The organism is Mixta hanseatica, from assembly GCF_023517775.1.
GTDB lineage: Bacteria > Pseudomonadota > Gammaproteobacteria > Enterobacterales > Enterobacteriaceae > Mixta > Mixta hanseatica.
In genome coordinates, this window is sequence record NZ_CP082904.1 from 303,287 (window position 1) to 318,104 (window position 14,818).

15 protein-coding genes are annotated in these 14,818 nt (G+C 51.9%); 13 read left to right on the plus strand and 2 right to left on the minus strand.

Annotated features, from left to right (window positions below):
• Positions 1 to 1,074: a sn-glycerol-3-phosphate import ATP-binding protein UgpC gene (locus tag K6958_RS01360; RefSeq protein WP_249893013.1), complete on the plus strand. Its 1,074-nt coding sequence runs from the start codon at positions 1 to 3 to the stop codon at positions 1,072 to 1,074.
• Positions 1,071 to 1,808, plus strand: coding sequence for a glycerophosphodiester phosphodiesterase (gene ugpQ / locus K6958_RS01365; RefSeq protein ID WP_249893014.1), 738 nt, complete (start codon positions 1,071 to 1,073; stop codon positions 1,806 to 1,808). The genes K6958_RS01360 and ugpQ overlap by 4 nt, the downstream gene beginning before the upstream one ends.
• 3 nt (positions 1,809 to 1,811) lie before the next feature.
• Here the strand turns inward: ugpQ and K6958_RS01370 are convergent, their stop codons facing one another.
• Positions 1,812 to 2,117, minus strand: coding sequence for a DUF2756 domain-containing protein (locus tag K6958_RS01370; protein ID WP_249893015.1), 306 nt, complete (start codon positions 2,115 to 2,117; stop codon positions 1,812 to 1,814).
• 203 nt (positions 2,118 to 2,320) lie between these two features.
• Here K6958_RS01370 and ggt point away from each other — a divergent pair, with 203 nt between their 5' ends.
• From ggt to gntU, 7 genes are all read left to right on the plus strand, one after another.
• Positions 2,321 to 4,069 (plus strand): gamma-glutamyltransferase, encoded by a 1,749-nt coding sequence (ggt, locus tag K6958_RS01375; protein ID WP_249893016.1) that lies wholly within the window; start codon positions 2,321 to 2,323, stop codon positions 4,067 to 4,069.
• Between the two features lie 518 nt (positions 4,070 to 4,587).
• On the plus strand, positions 4,588 to 5,124 hold the full coding sequence (locus K6958_RS01380; protein WP_249893017.1) for a type IV secretion protein Rhs: 537 nt from the start codon (positions 4,588 to 4,590) through the stop codon (positions 5,122 to 5,124).
• A 1-nt stretch (position 5,125) separates the two neighbouring features.
• A complete protein-coding gene (locus K6958_RS01385; RefSeq protein WP_249893018.1) occupies positions 5,126 to 5,605 on the plus strand; it encodes a putative T6SS immunity periplasmic lipoprotein in 480 nt (159 codons plus the stop codon).
• A gap of 276 nt (positions 5,606 to 5,881) precedes the next feature.
• Entirely contained in the window at positions 5,882 to 6,577 is a 696-nt protein-coding gene (locus tag K6958_RS01390; protein WP_249893019.1) for a pirin family protein, read from the plus strand.
• A 158-nt stretch (positions 6,578 to 6,735) separates the two neighbouring features.
• Positions 6,736 to 7,731: a gluconate operon transcriptional repressor GntR gene (gene gntR / locus K6958_RS01395; protein WP_249893020.1), complete on the plus strand. Its 996-nt coding sequence runs from the start codon at positions 6,736 to 6,738 to the stop codon at positions 7,729 to 7,731.
• A gap of 139 nt (positions 7,732 to 7,870) precedes the next feature.
• The gene (gntK, locus tag K6958_RS01400; protein ID WP_249893021.1) at positions 7,871 to 8,407 is read left to right on the plus strand and encodes a gluconokinase; all 537 of its coding nucleotides are present in this window, start codon (positions 7,871 to 7,873) and stop codon (positions 8,405 to 8,407) included.
• Positions 8,408 to 8,416: 9 nt separating this feature from the next.
• Positions 8,417 to 9,757 (plus strand): gluconate transporter, encoded by a 1,341-nt coding sequence (gntU, locus tag K6958_RS01405; protein ID WP_249893022.1) that lies wholly within the window; start codon positions 8,417 to 8,419, stop codon positions 9,755 to 9,757.
• A gap of 57 nt (positions 9,758 to 9,814) precedes the next feature.
• Here the strand turns inward: gntU and K6958_RS01410 are convergent, their stop codons facing one another.
• Positions 9,815 to 10,408, minus strand: a complete 594-nt coding sequence (locus tag K6958_RS01410) for a YhgN family NAAT transporter (RefSeq protein WP_249893023.1) — start codon at positions 10,406 to 10,408, stop codon at positions 9,815 to 9,817.
• Positions 10,409 to 10,649: 241 nt separating this feature from the next.
• Here K6958_RS01410 and asd point away from each other — a divergent pair, with 241 nt between their 5' ends.
• From asd to K6958_RS01430, 4 genes are all read left to right on the plus strand, one after another.
• On the plus strand, positions 10,650 to 11,756 hold the full coding sequence (gene asd / locus K6958_RS01415) for an aspartate-semialdehyde dehydrogenase (protein WP_249893024.1): 1,107 nt from the start codon (positions 10,650 to 10,652) through the stop codon (positions 11,754 to 11,756).
• A 397-nt stretch (positions 11,757 to 12,153) separates the two neighbouring features.
• Entirely contained in the window at positions 12,154 to 12,309 is a 156-nt protein-coding gene (locus K6958_RS01420; protein ID WP_249893025.1) for a hypothetical protein, read from the plus strand.
• 136 nt (positions 12,310 to 12,445) lie between these two features.
• Complete coding sequence (locus K6958_RS01425) at positions 12,446 to 12,631, plus strand: hypothetical protein (RefSeq protein WP_249893026.1); 186 nt, start codon at positions 12,446 to 12,448, stop codon at positions 12,629 to 12,631.
• Between the two features lie 43 nt (positions 12,632 to 12,674).
• Positions 12,675 to 14,780, plus strand: a complete 2,106-nt coding sequence (locus K6958_RS01430; RefSeq protein ID WP_249894757.1) for a prolyl oligopeptidase family serine peptidase — start codon at positions 12,675 to 12,677, stop codon at positions 14,778 to 14,780.
• The last annotated feature ends 38 nt before the right edge of the window (positions 14,781 to 14,818 follow it).

The window sequence follows — 14,818 nt, forward strand, 5'->3', positions numbered from 1 at the left end:
ATGGCAGCAGTAACCCTTCAGGCCGTCACCAAATCCTATGACGGCAGGCAGCAAATTATTCAGCCGCTGGATGTGGTCATTGGCGACGGCGAATTTATGGTGATGGTAGGGCCGTCCGGCTGCGGCAAATCAACGCTATTGCGTATGGTTGCCGGACTGGAGCGCGTCACCAGCGGTGATATTTATATTGATACGCAGCGGGTCACCGAACTGGAGCCGAAAGATCGCGGCATCGCGATGGTTTTCCAGAACTATGCGCTCTATCCGCATATGACGGTGGAAGAGAACATGGCGTACGGCCTGAAAATCCGCGGCATGGGGCGCGAACTGATCCGCCAGCGCGTGCTGGAAGCGGCTCGCAGTCTGGAGCTGGATGCGCTGTTGAAAAGGCGTCCGCGCGAACTCTCCGGCGGGCAGCGTCAGCGTGTGGCGATGGGGCGCGCCATTGTGCGTGAGCCGGCGGTTTTTCTGTTTGATGAACCGCTCTCTAACCTGGATGCGCGACTGCGCGTGCAGATGCGCCTGGAGCTACAGTTGCTGCATCGCCGCCTGCGTACCACCAGCCTCTATGTTACCCACGATCAGGTGGAAGCGATGACGTTGGCGGAACGGGTGATGGTGATGAATAAAGGCGTCGTCGAGCAGGTCGGCACGCCGGTTGAAGTATATGAGCGCCCGGCGACGCGCTTCGTCGCCAGCTTTATCGGCTCGCCGGCGATGAATCTGCTGGAAGGCAGCTTCAGCCACGACGGCAATGCCTTTGTGCTGGGCGAAAATCTGGCGCTGCCGCTGACCGTTGCCAAAATGCAGTGGGCGAACCAGGCGGCAACACTGGGCATTCGCCCGGAACATATAGCGCTTAGCAGCCGGGAAGCGGGCGGTATTCCGTTGGTGGTCGACACGCTGGAAATCCTCGGCGCGGATAATCTGGCGCACGGGAAATGGGGCGATCAACGCCTTGTGGTACGCTTACCGCATCTTGAGCGTCCCACGCCGGGCAGCACGCTTTGGCTGCATCTGCCCGCTGAGGCGCTACACTTTTTCTCGGCTAAACATGGAGCGCGTCTGGAATGAATAAACAGTGGCCTTATCCACACATCGTCGCCCACCGGGGCGGCGGCAAGCTGGCGCCGGAAAACACGCTGGCGGCAATTGATACCGGCGCGCGTTATGGCCATACCATGATTGAATTCGATGCCAAGCTGTCGCGCGATGAGCATATTTTCCTGCTGCACGACGATACGCTCGATCGTACCAGCAACGGCTGGGGTATTGCAGGTGAGCTGCCCTGGCATCAGCTGGCTCAGCTGGATGCCGGCGGCTGGTTTGGTAACGCCTTTAGCAACGAGCGGCTGCCGCTGCTGGAAGCCGTTGCGGCGCGCTGTCGTCAGCATCATTTGATGGCAAATATCGAAATTAAGCCGACCACTGGCTATGAAGCGCAAACAGGAAAAGCGATAGCGCTGGCGGCGCGTGAGCTATGGCAGGACCAAACCGCGCCGCTGCTCTCATCATTTTCCGTGGTCGCGCTGGAGGCGGCGATGCAGGCTGCGCCGGAACTGCCGCGCGGCCTGCTGCTGGATGAATGGCATGAAGAGTGGCAAACAATGACACAGGCGCTGGATTGCGTCTCAATTCATTTGAATCATCGTCTGCTGGATGCGGAGCGCACCGCCGCGATCAAACGGGCAGGGCTGAAAATCCTGGTGTATACCGTTAATCAGCCTGAACGTGCGCGCGCACTGCTGGCATGGGGCGTGGATGCGATCTGTACCGATCGCATCGATATTATCGGCCCCGATTTTTAAGGATTATTGGGTATTGTTCTGATACACCGGCGGCGGCGTATTGCTGCCGGGCTGCGACTGTAAAACGCGCTGCTGCGTGCTGTTGCGCTGTTCCTGCATGCGACGCTGCATTTGCTGTGTCTGCTGCTGTTGATCCATGCGCAGTTTGTTTTGCTGTTGCATCTGACGCGTTTGCATCTGGCTTTGCAGACGCTGCTGGCTGGGATTATAACCCGGCTGGTTAGGATTATTGTTATTATTATTATTCAACATATTCGCCATGCCGCTCAGCGGCAGCAGAGCGACAAAAACCATCAGTAGTTTTTTCACTTTATTTTCTCCTTCATTGGCAACGCGACGGAGACGACGCCGGAGCGGCATCGCTATGTGTTGCCACCCTTAAGTTTAACTCACCTTCAGCAATCGGCCCGCCGCCTGACGTTAATTTGCGTTAGGGCTCGCTTTTTGTGCTTATTTTGTGCAAGTTTAGGAAAAGTAAACACAATGTAAACAACAAGAAGACGGGTGATGATATGCAAAAGAAAGTGAAGGGATGGCGGTTTACCGCTGCGTTACTGACGCTGCTTTGGGGTGGGTCGGCGCTGGCGCTGGTACAAAACGCCCCGCCGGTTTCCTATGGTATTGAGGCGGATACCTTCCATCCGGTGCGGGCGACGCAGGGGATGGTGGCGTCAGTAGATGCGACCGCCACGCAGATTGGGGTGGATATTTTGCGTCAGGGCGGGAATGCGGTGGATGCCGCCGTGGCAGTGGGCTTTGCGCTGGCGGTAACCCATCCGCAGGCGGGCAATCTGGGCGGCGGGGGCTTTATGCTGCTGCGCACCGCGTCCGGCCGCGCTACGGCTATCGATTTCCGTGAAATCGCGCCTGCCCGCGCTAGCCGGGATATGTTTTTGGATAAGCAGGGCAATGCGGACAGTAAACTCTCTCTGACCTCACCGCTGGCTTCCGGCACGCCGGGTACGGTAGCGGGCTTTGCGCTGGCGGCGAAGAAGTACGGTACGCTGCCGCTGAGCCAGCTGGTGCAGCCTGCTGTTGAGCTGGCGCGTAAGGGCATTATCGTGAACGACGCGCTGGCCGACGACCTGAATAGCTATGGCAAAGAGGTCCTGCTCGCTCATGACAACAGCAAAGCGATTTTCTTTAAGCCGGACGGGACGCCTTATCAAAAGGGCGAGCGCCTGGTGCAGAAGAATCTGGCGCACAGCCTGTCGTTGATCGCCAGGCAGGGTGCTGATGCCTTTTATAAAGGGGAAATAGCCGATCAGATCGCAGCGGAAATGGCGCAGCACGGTGGCCTGATTAGCAAAGCGGATTTAGCCAATTATCGCGCTGTTGAACGCCAGCCGATTAGCGGCAGCTATCGCGGATATGAAATCTATTCTATGCCACCGCCCTCTTCCGGCGGCATTCATATTGTGCAGATCCTGAATATCCTGGAAAACTTCGATCTGGCGAAAATGGGCTTTGGCAGCGCCGACGCGATGCAAGTTATCGCCGAGGCGGAGAAATATGCTTACGCCGACCGTTCGGAATATCTTGGCGATCCCGATTTTGTGAGGGTGCCGTGGCAGGCATTGACCAGCAAAGCGTATGCGAAATCGCTGGCGCAGCAGATTGATATCGCCAAAGCGCGCCCTTCGGAACAGATCAAACCGGGCAAACTGGAACCCTATGAGAGCAACCAGACCACGCACTTTTCGGTAGTGGATAAGCAGGGCAATGCGGTCGCGGTGACCTATACGCTGAATACCAACTTTGGCAGCGGTATTGTGGCGGGCAACAGCGGTATTCTGTTGAATAATGAGATGGATGATTTTTCCGCACGCCCCGGTACGCCAAACGTTTATGGTCTGGTCGGTGGAGAAGCTAATGCCGTTCAGCCGGGCAAACGCCCGCTTTCATCCATGTCGCCGACTATTGTGGCGAAGGATGGCAAAACCTGGTTGGTCACCGGCAGCCCGGGCGGCAGCCGGATTATCACCACCGTGCTGCAAATGGTGGTTAACAGTATCGATTTTGGCATGAACGTAGCCGAAGCGACCAACGCGCCGCGTTTCCATCATCAGTGGCTACCGGACCAGCTGCGCGTTGAGAAGGGTTTCAGTCCGGATACGCTCAAGCTGCTAAGCGCGAAAGGACAGAACGTCAAACTGTTACCGGCGATGGGCAGCACGCAAAGCATTATGATCGGGCCTGACGGTACGCTGTATGGCGCGTCCGATCCGCGTACGGTCGATGATTTAACGGCAGGGTATTAATGGTTAGCCGTGTCGAAAGCTGAATTTCGGCACGGCGTAACGTACAACAATATTGCTCATATTATCCCTCCGTTATCTGGCTGTTTTATCTATTACATTCACGTGGTTGCGTTAAAGAATAAATAAAATTAGTCGACTTTTTAGTGGAACCTTTGATTGTAAAAAAATGAGGCAGGCGTCGAATAACAGAAAATATATATTGATCTTGTGTGTTAAAATCGTTATTGGTTTTTCTGGATGCATGAAATAAATTTTAAAAGTCAAATTTCAGATTAATTAAGGCAACGAGTAATAGTTTATGCCAATTAACCGCAGTTCGATATTTTTTGTGTTATAATCTATTGAAATTAAATGAATAAAATAAAATTCACCTGAGTATTTATTTGCTATTAACTAATCGGGGCGCTAAAGGATGCTATTAACACTTTAAGAAAATAACATTCCCATTAGATTGAATTATTTAAATCATAATCATTCACCTTATATATTTCATTAACTGCAAAGTATGGAAACCGCTAATGAAAAAAGGAAAGCAAGGAAGCTTACGCCTGATGACACCGGGCGAAATAAATATGGCTAAAACAATATTTGGTAATGCGATTATTTACTCTCGAGTTTGGATCCACTATGACAGCTACTTTCCTTTTGGCCTGCAGAGCCAAAATGTAGCGATGGCGCCCAACGGGGAGATATACATGCGTGACTATTTCTATGCGCATGACTTCTCAGCGATTTCCAACATTGATAAACAGCATGCGTTTATCCATGAACTGACCCATGTCTGGCAATATCAGAAAGGGATGTGGGTCAGAACCCGCGGGCTTTTTAGCTGGGCAGCTAATTATGATTATGATTTTTCAGGGAATAAGTATCTTCATGATTACACTATGGAACAGCAGGCGCAGATAGTAGCTGACTATTTTTTACTCTATCGGTATGGCTATAGCGTATGGAATGACGAGAAAGGTAAACTCGTTTCTTTTATTGGCACTAAACAAGACGGGATAAAAGCAGATTATGAACGTGTGTTAACTCATTTCCTCAGGCAACGATAAAATGTATAAATTACTTCTAATAGCATGTGCTTTTCTGATTAGCGGTTGCCCAGGGCCAAGGGATTATTTTCCACGGATCTGGCCCGCTCAGATAAGTATCAAAGATGGTAAACCATGCGTGACTGTGCAGCCGGAGGGTGACGAGAAAGTTCGCTCTGTAATGATTTATGAAATGACAGAAATGAATAACCAAAGGCGTTTTGAATCAGAGCCTTATGCTGTCCGAGACGATGAATGTCTGGATATGAATGCTTATCCGTTTCGACTGAATACCGCTTACGTTATCTCTGTGACGCTCATATCAGAGAAAAAACGTCAGCGGGCATATTATAAATCGGCGAGAGGTTTTGTTACCCGCTTCCGTCTGTCTGAGGGCGCACACGGATTGCAGGTCGAAGAAGTGGAACCGGAGCCGCCGAACTGGGGCCTGCCAGCGAGATCGTCAGATGAGTTCGAACTCATCTCACCAGAGCAGCAATAAAAAAGCTTTACAAATACGAATGATAATTATTACTATTGCCATGCACTCCAGCGAGGCCGGCATCGGACTCCCTGTGAAGGCACGACATTGCTCACATTGCTTCCAGTATTTTTTAGCCAGCCAAGCGCTGGCTTTTTTTTGCTCTAAATTTACCAAAGAGTTTGGGTTTGCTCGCATCCCACATTCATTTTTTTTGAACAGAGGCGTGAAGTTTTTCAGCTATCATTCAATCCGCTCCGGCCCCAGACTAGAAAAAAACGTTGAGGAGCATTGAACATGATTTACTTACGCAAAGCTGAAGAACGCGGTCATGCTAACCATGGTTGGCTGGACAGCTGGCACACCTTTTCATTCGCTAACTATTACGATGCCAACTTTATGGGCTTCTCGGCGCTGCGGGTGATTAACGAAGATGTGATCGCGGGCGGGCAGGGGTTCGGTACCCATCCTCATAAAGATATGGAAATTCTGACCTACGTGCTTTCCGGCACCGTAGAGCATCAGGACAGCATGGGTAATAAAGAGCAGATCCCGGCAGGCGAATTCCAGATTATGAGCGCTGGCACTGGCGTGCGTCATTCTGAATACAACGCCAGCAGCAGCGAGCCGCTGCATCTGTATCAGATCTGGATTATCCCGGAAAAAACCGGCATTGAGCCGCGTTACGATCAGCGCCGCTTTGTTGATGTACAGGGTCGACAGCTTATTCTGTCGCCGGATGCTCGTGAGGGGTCGCTGAAGGTTTATCAGGATATGACGCTGTCGCGCTGGGTACTGAAAGCGGGCGAGAGTGACAGCATTGCGCTCGATCCGTCACGTCGCATCTGGATTCAGGTGGTTAAAGGCGAGGTGCAGGTTAATGACCAGACCATTGCTGCCAGCGATGCGTTGGCCATCTGGGAAGAAAGCGCGCTGGCGTTAAAAGCCAGCAGCGATGCAGAGATCCTGCTGTTCGATCTGCCGCCGGTTTAAGCGTGTTTCAGGCCGCCATCGCATCCCGCCGGCGGCCTTTTTTTATCTACGATTGATCAATGCGTCTGCTGCCTTTATCCGGGCGCGTTTTCCCTGCTCGTTACTGCTGCGGTTTTTTTGTAAACTCACTGTCATCTCCCTCTGGCCTGCGAATGATAATGAAGAAAAAAAGACCCGTGCTTCAGGATGTTGCCGATCGCGTCGGCGTGACCAAAATGACCGTCAGCCGCTACCTCCGTAATCCGCAGCAGGTCTCCGCCGCGCTGGGCGCGCAAATCGCCGTGGTGCTGGATGAACTGGGCTACATTCCTAACCGTGCTCCCGATATGCTGTCTAACGCCACCAGCCGCGCCATCGGCGTGCTGCTGCCTTCATTAACCAACCAGGTTTTCGCCGATGTGCTGCGCGGCATTGAAAGCGTAACCGATGCCGCAGGCTATCAGACACTGGTCGGCCATTTTGGCTATAACCCGGAAAAGGAACAGCTACAGCTGCGTTCGCTGCTGGGCTGGAATATCGACGGGCTGATCCTTACCGAACGCACCCACACGGCCGCCAGCCTGCGGATGATTGAAACCGCCGGCATTCCGGTGATTGAAATGATGGACAGCGTTTCGCCCTGCCTGGATATGGCGGTGGGCTTTGATAACGTTGAGGCGGCACGGCAAATGACGCAGGCGATTCTGGCGAAAGGGCATCGTCACACCGTTTATCTGGGCGCCAGGCTTGATGAACGCACATTGCAAAAACAGCGGGGCTACGAACTGGCGATGCGTGAAGCGGGGCTGGAGCCACACAGCGTGATGATGGAAGAAGCCTCTTCTTTCAGTGCCGGCGCAATGTTGCTGTGTGAGGCGCGGCGGCGCCATCCGCAGACCGACAGCCTGTTCTGCACCAATGACGATTTGGCGATAGGTGCTATGTTTGAATGTCAGCGCCAGGGATTGCGCGTGCCGCAGCAAATGGCGATTGCAGGCTTTCACGGGCACGATATTGCGCATGTGGTGACGCCGCGCCTGGCCACGGTGCTGACGCCGCGCGATCGTATGGGACGTGAAGCCGCCGCGCTGCTGCTGGCGCGCATCGGTGGCGAAAGCCGTAAGCATCAGCCCGTGGATGTGGGATTTGAGATTCAGGAAGGGGAGAGCATCTGAATCTGGCGTTTTTTTGAACCCGCTCACAATTCCAGGCTTTTCCTGCCAGACAGGTTGCGCTGATGAACGCACGTACTGAGAATGGGTGTGGCAATGTTATCGGTAACATTTGCCTCTTCATCTGCCGGAGCTAACAACAATGCAAAATCAGTCGCCGTCACATCACGTATTCATTTTGATGGGCGTATCAGGCAGCGGTAAATCTGCCGTTGCCTATGAAGTCTCGCACCAGCTGAAAACCGCGTTTCTCGATGGCGATTTTCTGCATCCACGCGCCAATATTGAAAAAATGGCCGAAGGTCATCCGCTGAATGATGACGACCGTCGCCCCTGGCTGCAGGCGGTGAACGATGCCGCCTTCGCCATGCAGCGTACCCAGGCCGTTTCGATCATCGTCTGCTCCGCCCTGAAAAAAAGCTATCGCGATATTCTGCGTCAGGGCAGTAACAACCTCTCCTTTATCTATCTGAAAGGTGAGTTCGCTACGATTGAAAGCCGCCTGAAGGCGCGTAAAGGCCATTTCTTTAAGCCGCAAATGCTGGTCTCTCAGTTCGATACGCTGGAAGAACCGGGCGCCGAGGAAAGCGATGTGCTGGTGGTGGATATTAATCACACCCTGCCGGATGTCGTTGCCGCCACCATCGCGACCATTGAGGGTGCGATCAAAAAGGATTAGTTGTTTCTGATGAGTACCGCAACCCTGGTTTTAACCGCGGCAGGTTCGGTTGTTCTGCTGCTTTTCCTGGTGATGAAGGCGCGTATGCACGCTTTTGTCGCTCTGATATTAGTCTCGTTTGGCGCCGGCCTGTTTTCCGGGATGCCGCTGGATAAAATTGCCGAAACCATGCAGAAAGGCATGGGCGGCACGCTCGGCTTTCTTGCCGTGGTGGTAGCGTTGGGCGCCATGTTCGGCAAGATCCTGCATGAAACGGGCGCGGTCGATCAAATCGCGATTCGCATGCTGAAATCGTTCGGTGAAAGTCGGGCGCATTATGCAATGGGCATCGCGGGATTGATCTGTGCGCTGCCGCTGTTTTTTGAAGTGGCGGTGGTGCTGCTGATCAGCATCGCTTTCGCCGTGGCCAGGCGCACCGGCGATAACCTGGTCAAGCTGGTGATCCCGTTGTTTGCCGGCGTGGCGGCAGCGGCGGCGTTTTTGCTGCCCGGTCCGGCGCCGATGCTGTTGGCCTCGCAGATGCACGTTGATTTTGGCTGGATGATCCTGCTGGGACTGTGCGCAGCGTTGCCGGGAATGCTGATTGCGGGTCCGCTGTTCGGCAACTTTATCAGCCGTCACGTTAGCTTTAACGTGCCGGAAGAGGTGGCGCAGCCGGAAGTGGATGCTAACAAGCTGCCCTCTTTTGGCTTTAGCATGGCACTGATTCTGTTCCCACTGGTGCTGGTGGGGTTGAAAACCATCGGCGCGCGCTTTACCCCGGAGGGATCGCGCCTGTATGAATGGCTGGAATTTATTGGCCATCCTTTTACCGCCATTCTACTGGCGCTACTGCTGGCGATTTATGGCCTGGCCTGGCGTCAGGGAATGGATAAAGAGAAGGTCATGCAGGTTTGCGGCAGTGCGCTGCAGCCGGCGGGCATTATCCTGTTGGTGATTGGCGCGGGCGGCGTGTTTAAGCAGGTGCTGGTAGACTCCGGCGTCGGCCCGGCGCTGGGCAATGCATTAACCGGCGCCGGGCTGCCGATTGCGCTGGCCTGCTTTATTCTCTCGGCGGCGGTGCGTATCATTCAGGGATCGGCGACGGTGGCCTGTTTGACAGCGGTAGGGCTGGTCATGCCGGTGATTGAGCCGCTGCACTACAACGGCGCGCAGATGGCGGCGCTGTCGCTGTGCATCGCTGGCGGATCGATCGTAGTCAGCCATGTGAACGATGCGGGCTTCTGGCTGTTTGGCCGTTTTACCGGCGCAACCGAAGCGCAAACGCTAAAAACCTGGACGCTGATGGAAACCATTTTGGGCACCACGGGCGCCATCATCGGCATGATCGCCTTCGAACTGCTCTCCTGATGATAACGGGCGGATACCGGTATTCGCCCGTTTCTGCCGCCTTATATCCCCGATACGCTAAATCTTCAGATAGGCGCGGATGCCATCCAGGAACATCTGCGTCGCCAGCATAATCAGAATCAACCCCATCAGACGTTCCAGCGCGTTGACGCCTTTGTCGCCCAGCAGCCGCAGGAACAGGCCGGAAAGCAGCAAAATCACCACCGTAACGCCCCAGGCGCACAGCAGCGCGCCGACCAGATAGCCCATCTGATGCGGATACTGATGTGAAAGCAGCATCAGCGTAGCCAGCAGGGAAGGTCCGGCCACCAGCGGGATCGCCAGCGGCACCAGAAATGGCTCCTCACCGACCGGCAGGCCGGTACTGCTGCTTTCCGGCGATGGGAAAATCATTTTAATGGCGATCAGGAACAAAATAATGCCACCGGAGATCGATACCGTTTCGGTGCGCAGGTTAAGAAACGCCAGAATTTTTTCGCCAGCAAACAAAAAAAGCAGCATCAGCGCCAGCGCAATCAGCATTTCGCGGATCAGCACGATGCGTCGCCGTTTCGGCTCCAGATGCTTTAAAACCGACATAAAAATCGGCAAATTGCCGAGTGGGTCCATAATCAACAACAATAATATGGTCGCAGAGATCATTTCAGTCATTTATTTTGCTCTTTGCTTTTGTGTCAGCAATACCATTATTAGTAATGCTGTTGAAAAGATTAACGCAATCGAATTAATTCACTTGCCAGCAGAGCTGCATTTTGTAGAGTTGAGGGTTACAGGTAAACCCATTTTCTCTGGCGGGCTTCGCTTTCTGGCGAACCGATATTTTCACTCTTCAGACAGTCAGGCGCTACCCTGGTGGACAGTTCTCGCACCGGTAGCCTGTAGCAGGTGTTCAATGAAAAACGTAGGTCTTATTGGTTGGCGCGGTATGGTCGGCTCAGTGCTGATGCAGCGCATGAGCGAAGAGCGTGATTTTGACGTGATTCGCCCAGTTTTTTTCTCTACCTCGCAGCATGGCCAGGCCGCGCCGTCGGTCGGCGGTCACGGCGGTACGCTGCAGGATGCGTATGATATCGAGGCGCTGCGCGCGCTGGATATTATTATCACCTGCCAGGGCGGCGACTATACCAGTGAGATCTATCCGAAGCTGCGTGCCAGCGGCTGGCAGGGTTACTGGATCGATGCGGCCTCAACGCTGCGTATGCAGGATGACGCGATTATCATCCTCGACCCGGTTAACCATCAGGTGATTCGCGAAGGGCTGGATAAAGGCATTAAAACGTTTGTAGGCGGCAACTGCACCGTGAGTCTGATGTTGATGTCTCTGGGCGGCCTGTTTGCGCAAAACCTGGTGGAATGGGCTTCCGTAGCCACCTACCAGGCGGCTTCCGGCGGTGGCGCGCGTCATATGCGTGAGCTGCTGACCCAGATGGGGATGCTGCACGATCATGTGGCGCCAGAGCTGCAAAATCCGGCGTCGGCGATTCTGGATATTGAACGCAAAGTGACCGAATTTACCCGTTCCGGCACGCTGCCAGTGGATAATTTCGGCGTGCCGCTGGCGGGCAGCCTGATTCCATGGATTGATAAGCAGCTGGAAAACGGCCAGAGCCGCGAAGAGTGGAAAGGCCAGGCGGAAACCAACAAGATTCTTGGGACGCAACAGATTATCCCGGTGGACGGCCTGTGTGTACGCGTTGGCGCGCTGCGTTGCCACAGCCAGGCTTTTACGCTGAAGCTGAAAAAAGATGTGCCGCTGGCAGAAATCGAACAGCTGCTGGGGTCACATAATGAGTGGGTCAAAGTGGTACCCAACGATCGCGAGCTGACGATGCGCGAGCTGACGCCTGCGGCGGTAACCGGTACGCTGACCACGCCGGTAGGACGTCTGCGCAAGCTAAATATGGGGCCGGAATATCTTTCCGCCTTTACAGTTGGCGACCAGTTGCTGTGGGGCGCGGCTGAACCGCTGCGTCGTATGCTACGTTTACTGGTTGATTAATTGACCTCTGCCCCATTCGGTCTACGGATGGGGCAAGGCGCCCGTCTATAGTTCAGTAGTACTATAATCATCGAACGACTACCTCAACAGTCTCTCTTCGTTGGCAAAGTAATTTACATATTATATTCTCTGAAAACATTCCATTGCCATATTATATTAAGGCAAATAATAATTCTAAGTTATTATAATAAGTTGGCGCTGGTGTGGGTCAGTGAATATAAATTTAAAATAAGGTTAATGACGTATTAACCGAAATATATTTTTCCTTTATCAAAATAATGGAGCATATTGTAAAAACTCCATAAGGGGTGTTTAACTAAAAAGGAAACTTTAATGCGTGAAATTAAAACGTATGAAATGATAAGTGTGGCCGGTGGGGTTGGCTCCGGAAATAACAATGGAAACAATAGCGGAAATGGCAACGGCAATAGCGGTGGCGGCGGTGGTTCCTGCAATGGAGGCAGCGGGGGCAACGGAGGTAGAGGTGGCAATGGAGGAAATGGCGGAAATGGCGGTAGTTGCGGGGGCGGTAATGGTCATCGCTAAGCGTTAATTACATTAATAAAGGCAACGGTTGACCTATCCAAAAGATAAATTAGCCGTTGCGAAAATCTAAATTAAAACTATGGGAGAAGAAATGCGTCAACTAATCCGTTCAGAAGAATTGCTTATTGCCGGGAGTGGCCAATGTGATGGCGGCCGGGGGGGAGATGGTGGAACAGGAGGCAATGGAGGAAGAGGCGGTGATGGCGGAAGTTGCGGTAGTGGCAATGGAGGAAATGGCGGAAATGGCGGGCCCGGCGGTAAAGGAGGAAAAGGTGGTAAAGGCGGACCAGGAGGCCACGATGGACGCGACGGGCGTGATGGATAAGTAGCCCAATGCCGAAAAAAGAAAAGGAAGGCTGTTAATTACAAGTGATGAAAAAAATAAATTTGATAATCCAGTTAATTACCCTGGTAAATGTCTCATTATGTTATGCCAAAGATGATATTTTATTTGGCTCGCAATATACGTTGGATCGCTACCGCTGGATGGAAGTAGATCAGCGTCGGAATAATCAATGGCTTGAGCTGAAAACGAAGCAATCGCAAAAAATGATAGACGCTTTTCCATGGCGGAAAAAGTTACAAAAGCAACTGGGTGCGCTTAGTAATCCTGAAGGTTCTCTTTCAGATATCTTTTATGCAGGTGAAAATAGGTTTTATCTAAGATCGACCCCTGCATTTCCTTATTCGCGTCTTTTTATAAAGCGAAAAGGCTACAACGAGAAACTATTAGTTGATCCCCCTGTTGGTAAAGGCATTCACTTTTTTTCACCCTCATATGATGGTCGCTATATTGCTTATGGTTTATCAGATAATGGGTCAGAATTTGCTTCAATAAAAATTATTGATACCAGAAGTGGCAAAGATCTTACGGATATCATTCCACAAGTTCGCTATCCTCATATAATCTGGCAGAGCGATAATCATTCATTTTTTTACCGGCGGATGCCATCCGTAAAACTGAACGCCCTCCCTTCCGATCGCCTTGCTGGAGAAAAAATGTTTCTTCACCAGGTAGGAAGCAATACTAGCCTGGATACACCCGTTTTTGACAGTTTTATGGTGGCTAAAAAGGGGGCTAGTAAATATGATAATGTCGCTATACATGCTTCTCCTGATTCAGACTGGCTTCTTTCCTCTGTCTCTGCAGCAACCAGTGGGTATAGTAGTGCAATATTTAAAGTGCGTGCTGATGCATTAAGTGGACCCAAAACGCCTTGGGTTAAAGTTATTGATAGCAAAGATAATGTTTCCCATTTTGTCTTTTCTGGGAAATGGTTATATTTGGCAAGGTATAATAATTATTCTGGTTATCTTGTTACTCGGCTTAATCTTGATAAGCCCAGTCACCCGGAAGAAAAAAACATCGAATGGTCAAATGGTGAATTAACGGGATTTATAACCAGCTGCGAGGCGCTTTATATTACATATCATGATTCAGGAATAAGACGATTTGTACGTATCCCGTTCAGCAACATCTATCATGTGCAAAATATTACTCTGCCGTTTAACGGGGAGATCACAGCGTTATTTTCCAGTTTTGACCAAAAGGAGATACTCTTCACTCTACAGGGATGGACGATACCGCCAGCAATTTTTCGCTACGATCCTGATATTAATAAGATTGAAAATACGAAACTGATCGCTCCGCAATCCTATGATTATGCTGATTATGAAGCGGAAGAAAAATGGGTTATATCAAAAAATAAAGTGCGCGTGCCTCTCACCATCATTCACCGGCGAGGCATGAAGTTAGATGGAACCGCGCCCACCTGGCTAACTGCCTATGGGGCTTATGGGGTGAGCACGTTTCCTGATTTTGATCCATCACGGCTTATCTGGCTTAGAGGAGGCGGCATTATCGCCATTGCCCATGTGCGTGGCGGAGGAGAGTTAGGTCCCCTTTGGCATGAAGCAGGGCGCGCGTCGAGTAAAGAAAATTCAATTACAGATTTTATTAACTGTGCAGAGTATCTGATAGCTCAGGGTTACACTAACCCATCACGGCTGGCTATTAGCGGTGGAAGTGCGGGCGGAATTGTTATTGGAATGGCTTTAGCGCAGCGTCCCGGTTTGTTTGCCGCAGTAGCCATTGATGCAGGCATCCTCAATACTACCCGGCTTGATCAGATCCCAATCGGCGCAATGAATTTTAAAGAGTTTGGCTCCCCTTCCACTGAACAAGGGATGCGTAATCTCCAAAAAATTGATGCCTATCATAATTTGAAAGACGGTATCCGTTATCCGGCAGCCCTGTTAACGGTGGGTTTAAATGACGCCCGCGTTTCTCCCTGGCAGACGGCTAAGTTTGCAGCCCGTCTGGAAGAGATTGCCGCGAGAGAGAAAAATTCCAATCCAGTGCTTGTTTTCGCTGAACGAGACGCTGGCCACAGCCCGGCAACTTATGACCAGGCTGATAAAAAATTTTTGGATATACTAACTTTTTTTATCTGGAGAACCGGACTCGCTAAGGAATAAAATTTACCGTTCCTGCGTCCCACACTCTTGCTAACCTC

What these genes read in the sequence shown, in the direction of transcription:
- K6958_RS01360 (WP_249893013.1), top strand. Translation starts at nt 1, where the DNA reads ATGGCAGCAGTAACCCTTCAGGCCGTCACCAAATCCTATGACGGCAGG.
- ugpQ (WP_249893014.1), top strand. Translation starts at nt 1,071, where the DNA reads ATGAATAAACAGTGGCCTTATCCACACATCGTCGCCCACCGGGGCGGC.
- ggt (WP_249893016.1), top strand. Translation starts at nt 2,321, where the DNA reads ATGCAAAAGAAAGTGAAGGGATGGCGGTTTACCGCTGCGTTACTGACG.
- K6958_RS01380 (WP_249893017.1), top strand. Translation starts at nt 4,588, where the DNA reads ATGAAAAAAGGAAAGCAAGGAAGCTTACGCCTGATGACACCGGGCGAA.
- K6958_RS01385 (WP_249893018.1), top strand. Translation starts at nt 5,126, where the DNA reads ATGTATAAATTACTTCTAATAGCATGTGCTTTTCTGATTAGCGGTTGC.
- K6958_RS01390 (WP_249893019.1), top strand. Translation starts at nt 5,882, where the DNA reads ATGATTTACTTACGCAAAGCTGAAGAACGCGGTCATGCTAACCATGGT.
- gntR (WP_249893020.1), top strand. Translation starts at nt 6,736, where the DNA reads ATGAAGAAAAAAAGACCCGTGCTTCAGGATGTTGCCGATCGCGTCGGC.
- gntK (WP_249893021.1), top strand. Translation starts at nt 7,871, where the DNA reads ATGCAAAATCAGTCGCCGTCACATCACGTATTCATTTTGATGGGCGTA.
- gntU (WP_249893022.1), top strand. Translation starts at nt 8,417, where the DNA reads ATGAGTACCGCAACCCTGGTTTTAACCGCGGCAGGTTCGGTTGTTCTG.
- K6958_RS01410 (WP_249893023.1), bottom strand. Translation starts at nt 10,408, where the DNA reads ATGACTGAAATGATCTCTGCGACCATATTATTGTTGTTGATTATGGAC.
- asd (WP_249893024.1), top strand. Translation starts at nt 10,650, where the DNA reads ATGAAAAACGTAGGTCTTATTGGTTGGCGCGGTATGGTCGGCTCAGTG.
- K6958_RS01420 (WP_249893025.1), top strand. Translation starts at nt 12,154, where the DNA reads ATGGAAACAATAGCGGAAATGGCAACGGCAATAGCGGTGGCGGCGGTG.
- K6958_RS01430 (WP_249894757.1), top strand. Translation starts at nt 12,675, where the DNA reads ATGAAAAAAATAAATTTGATAATCCAGTTAATTACCCTGGTAAATGTC.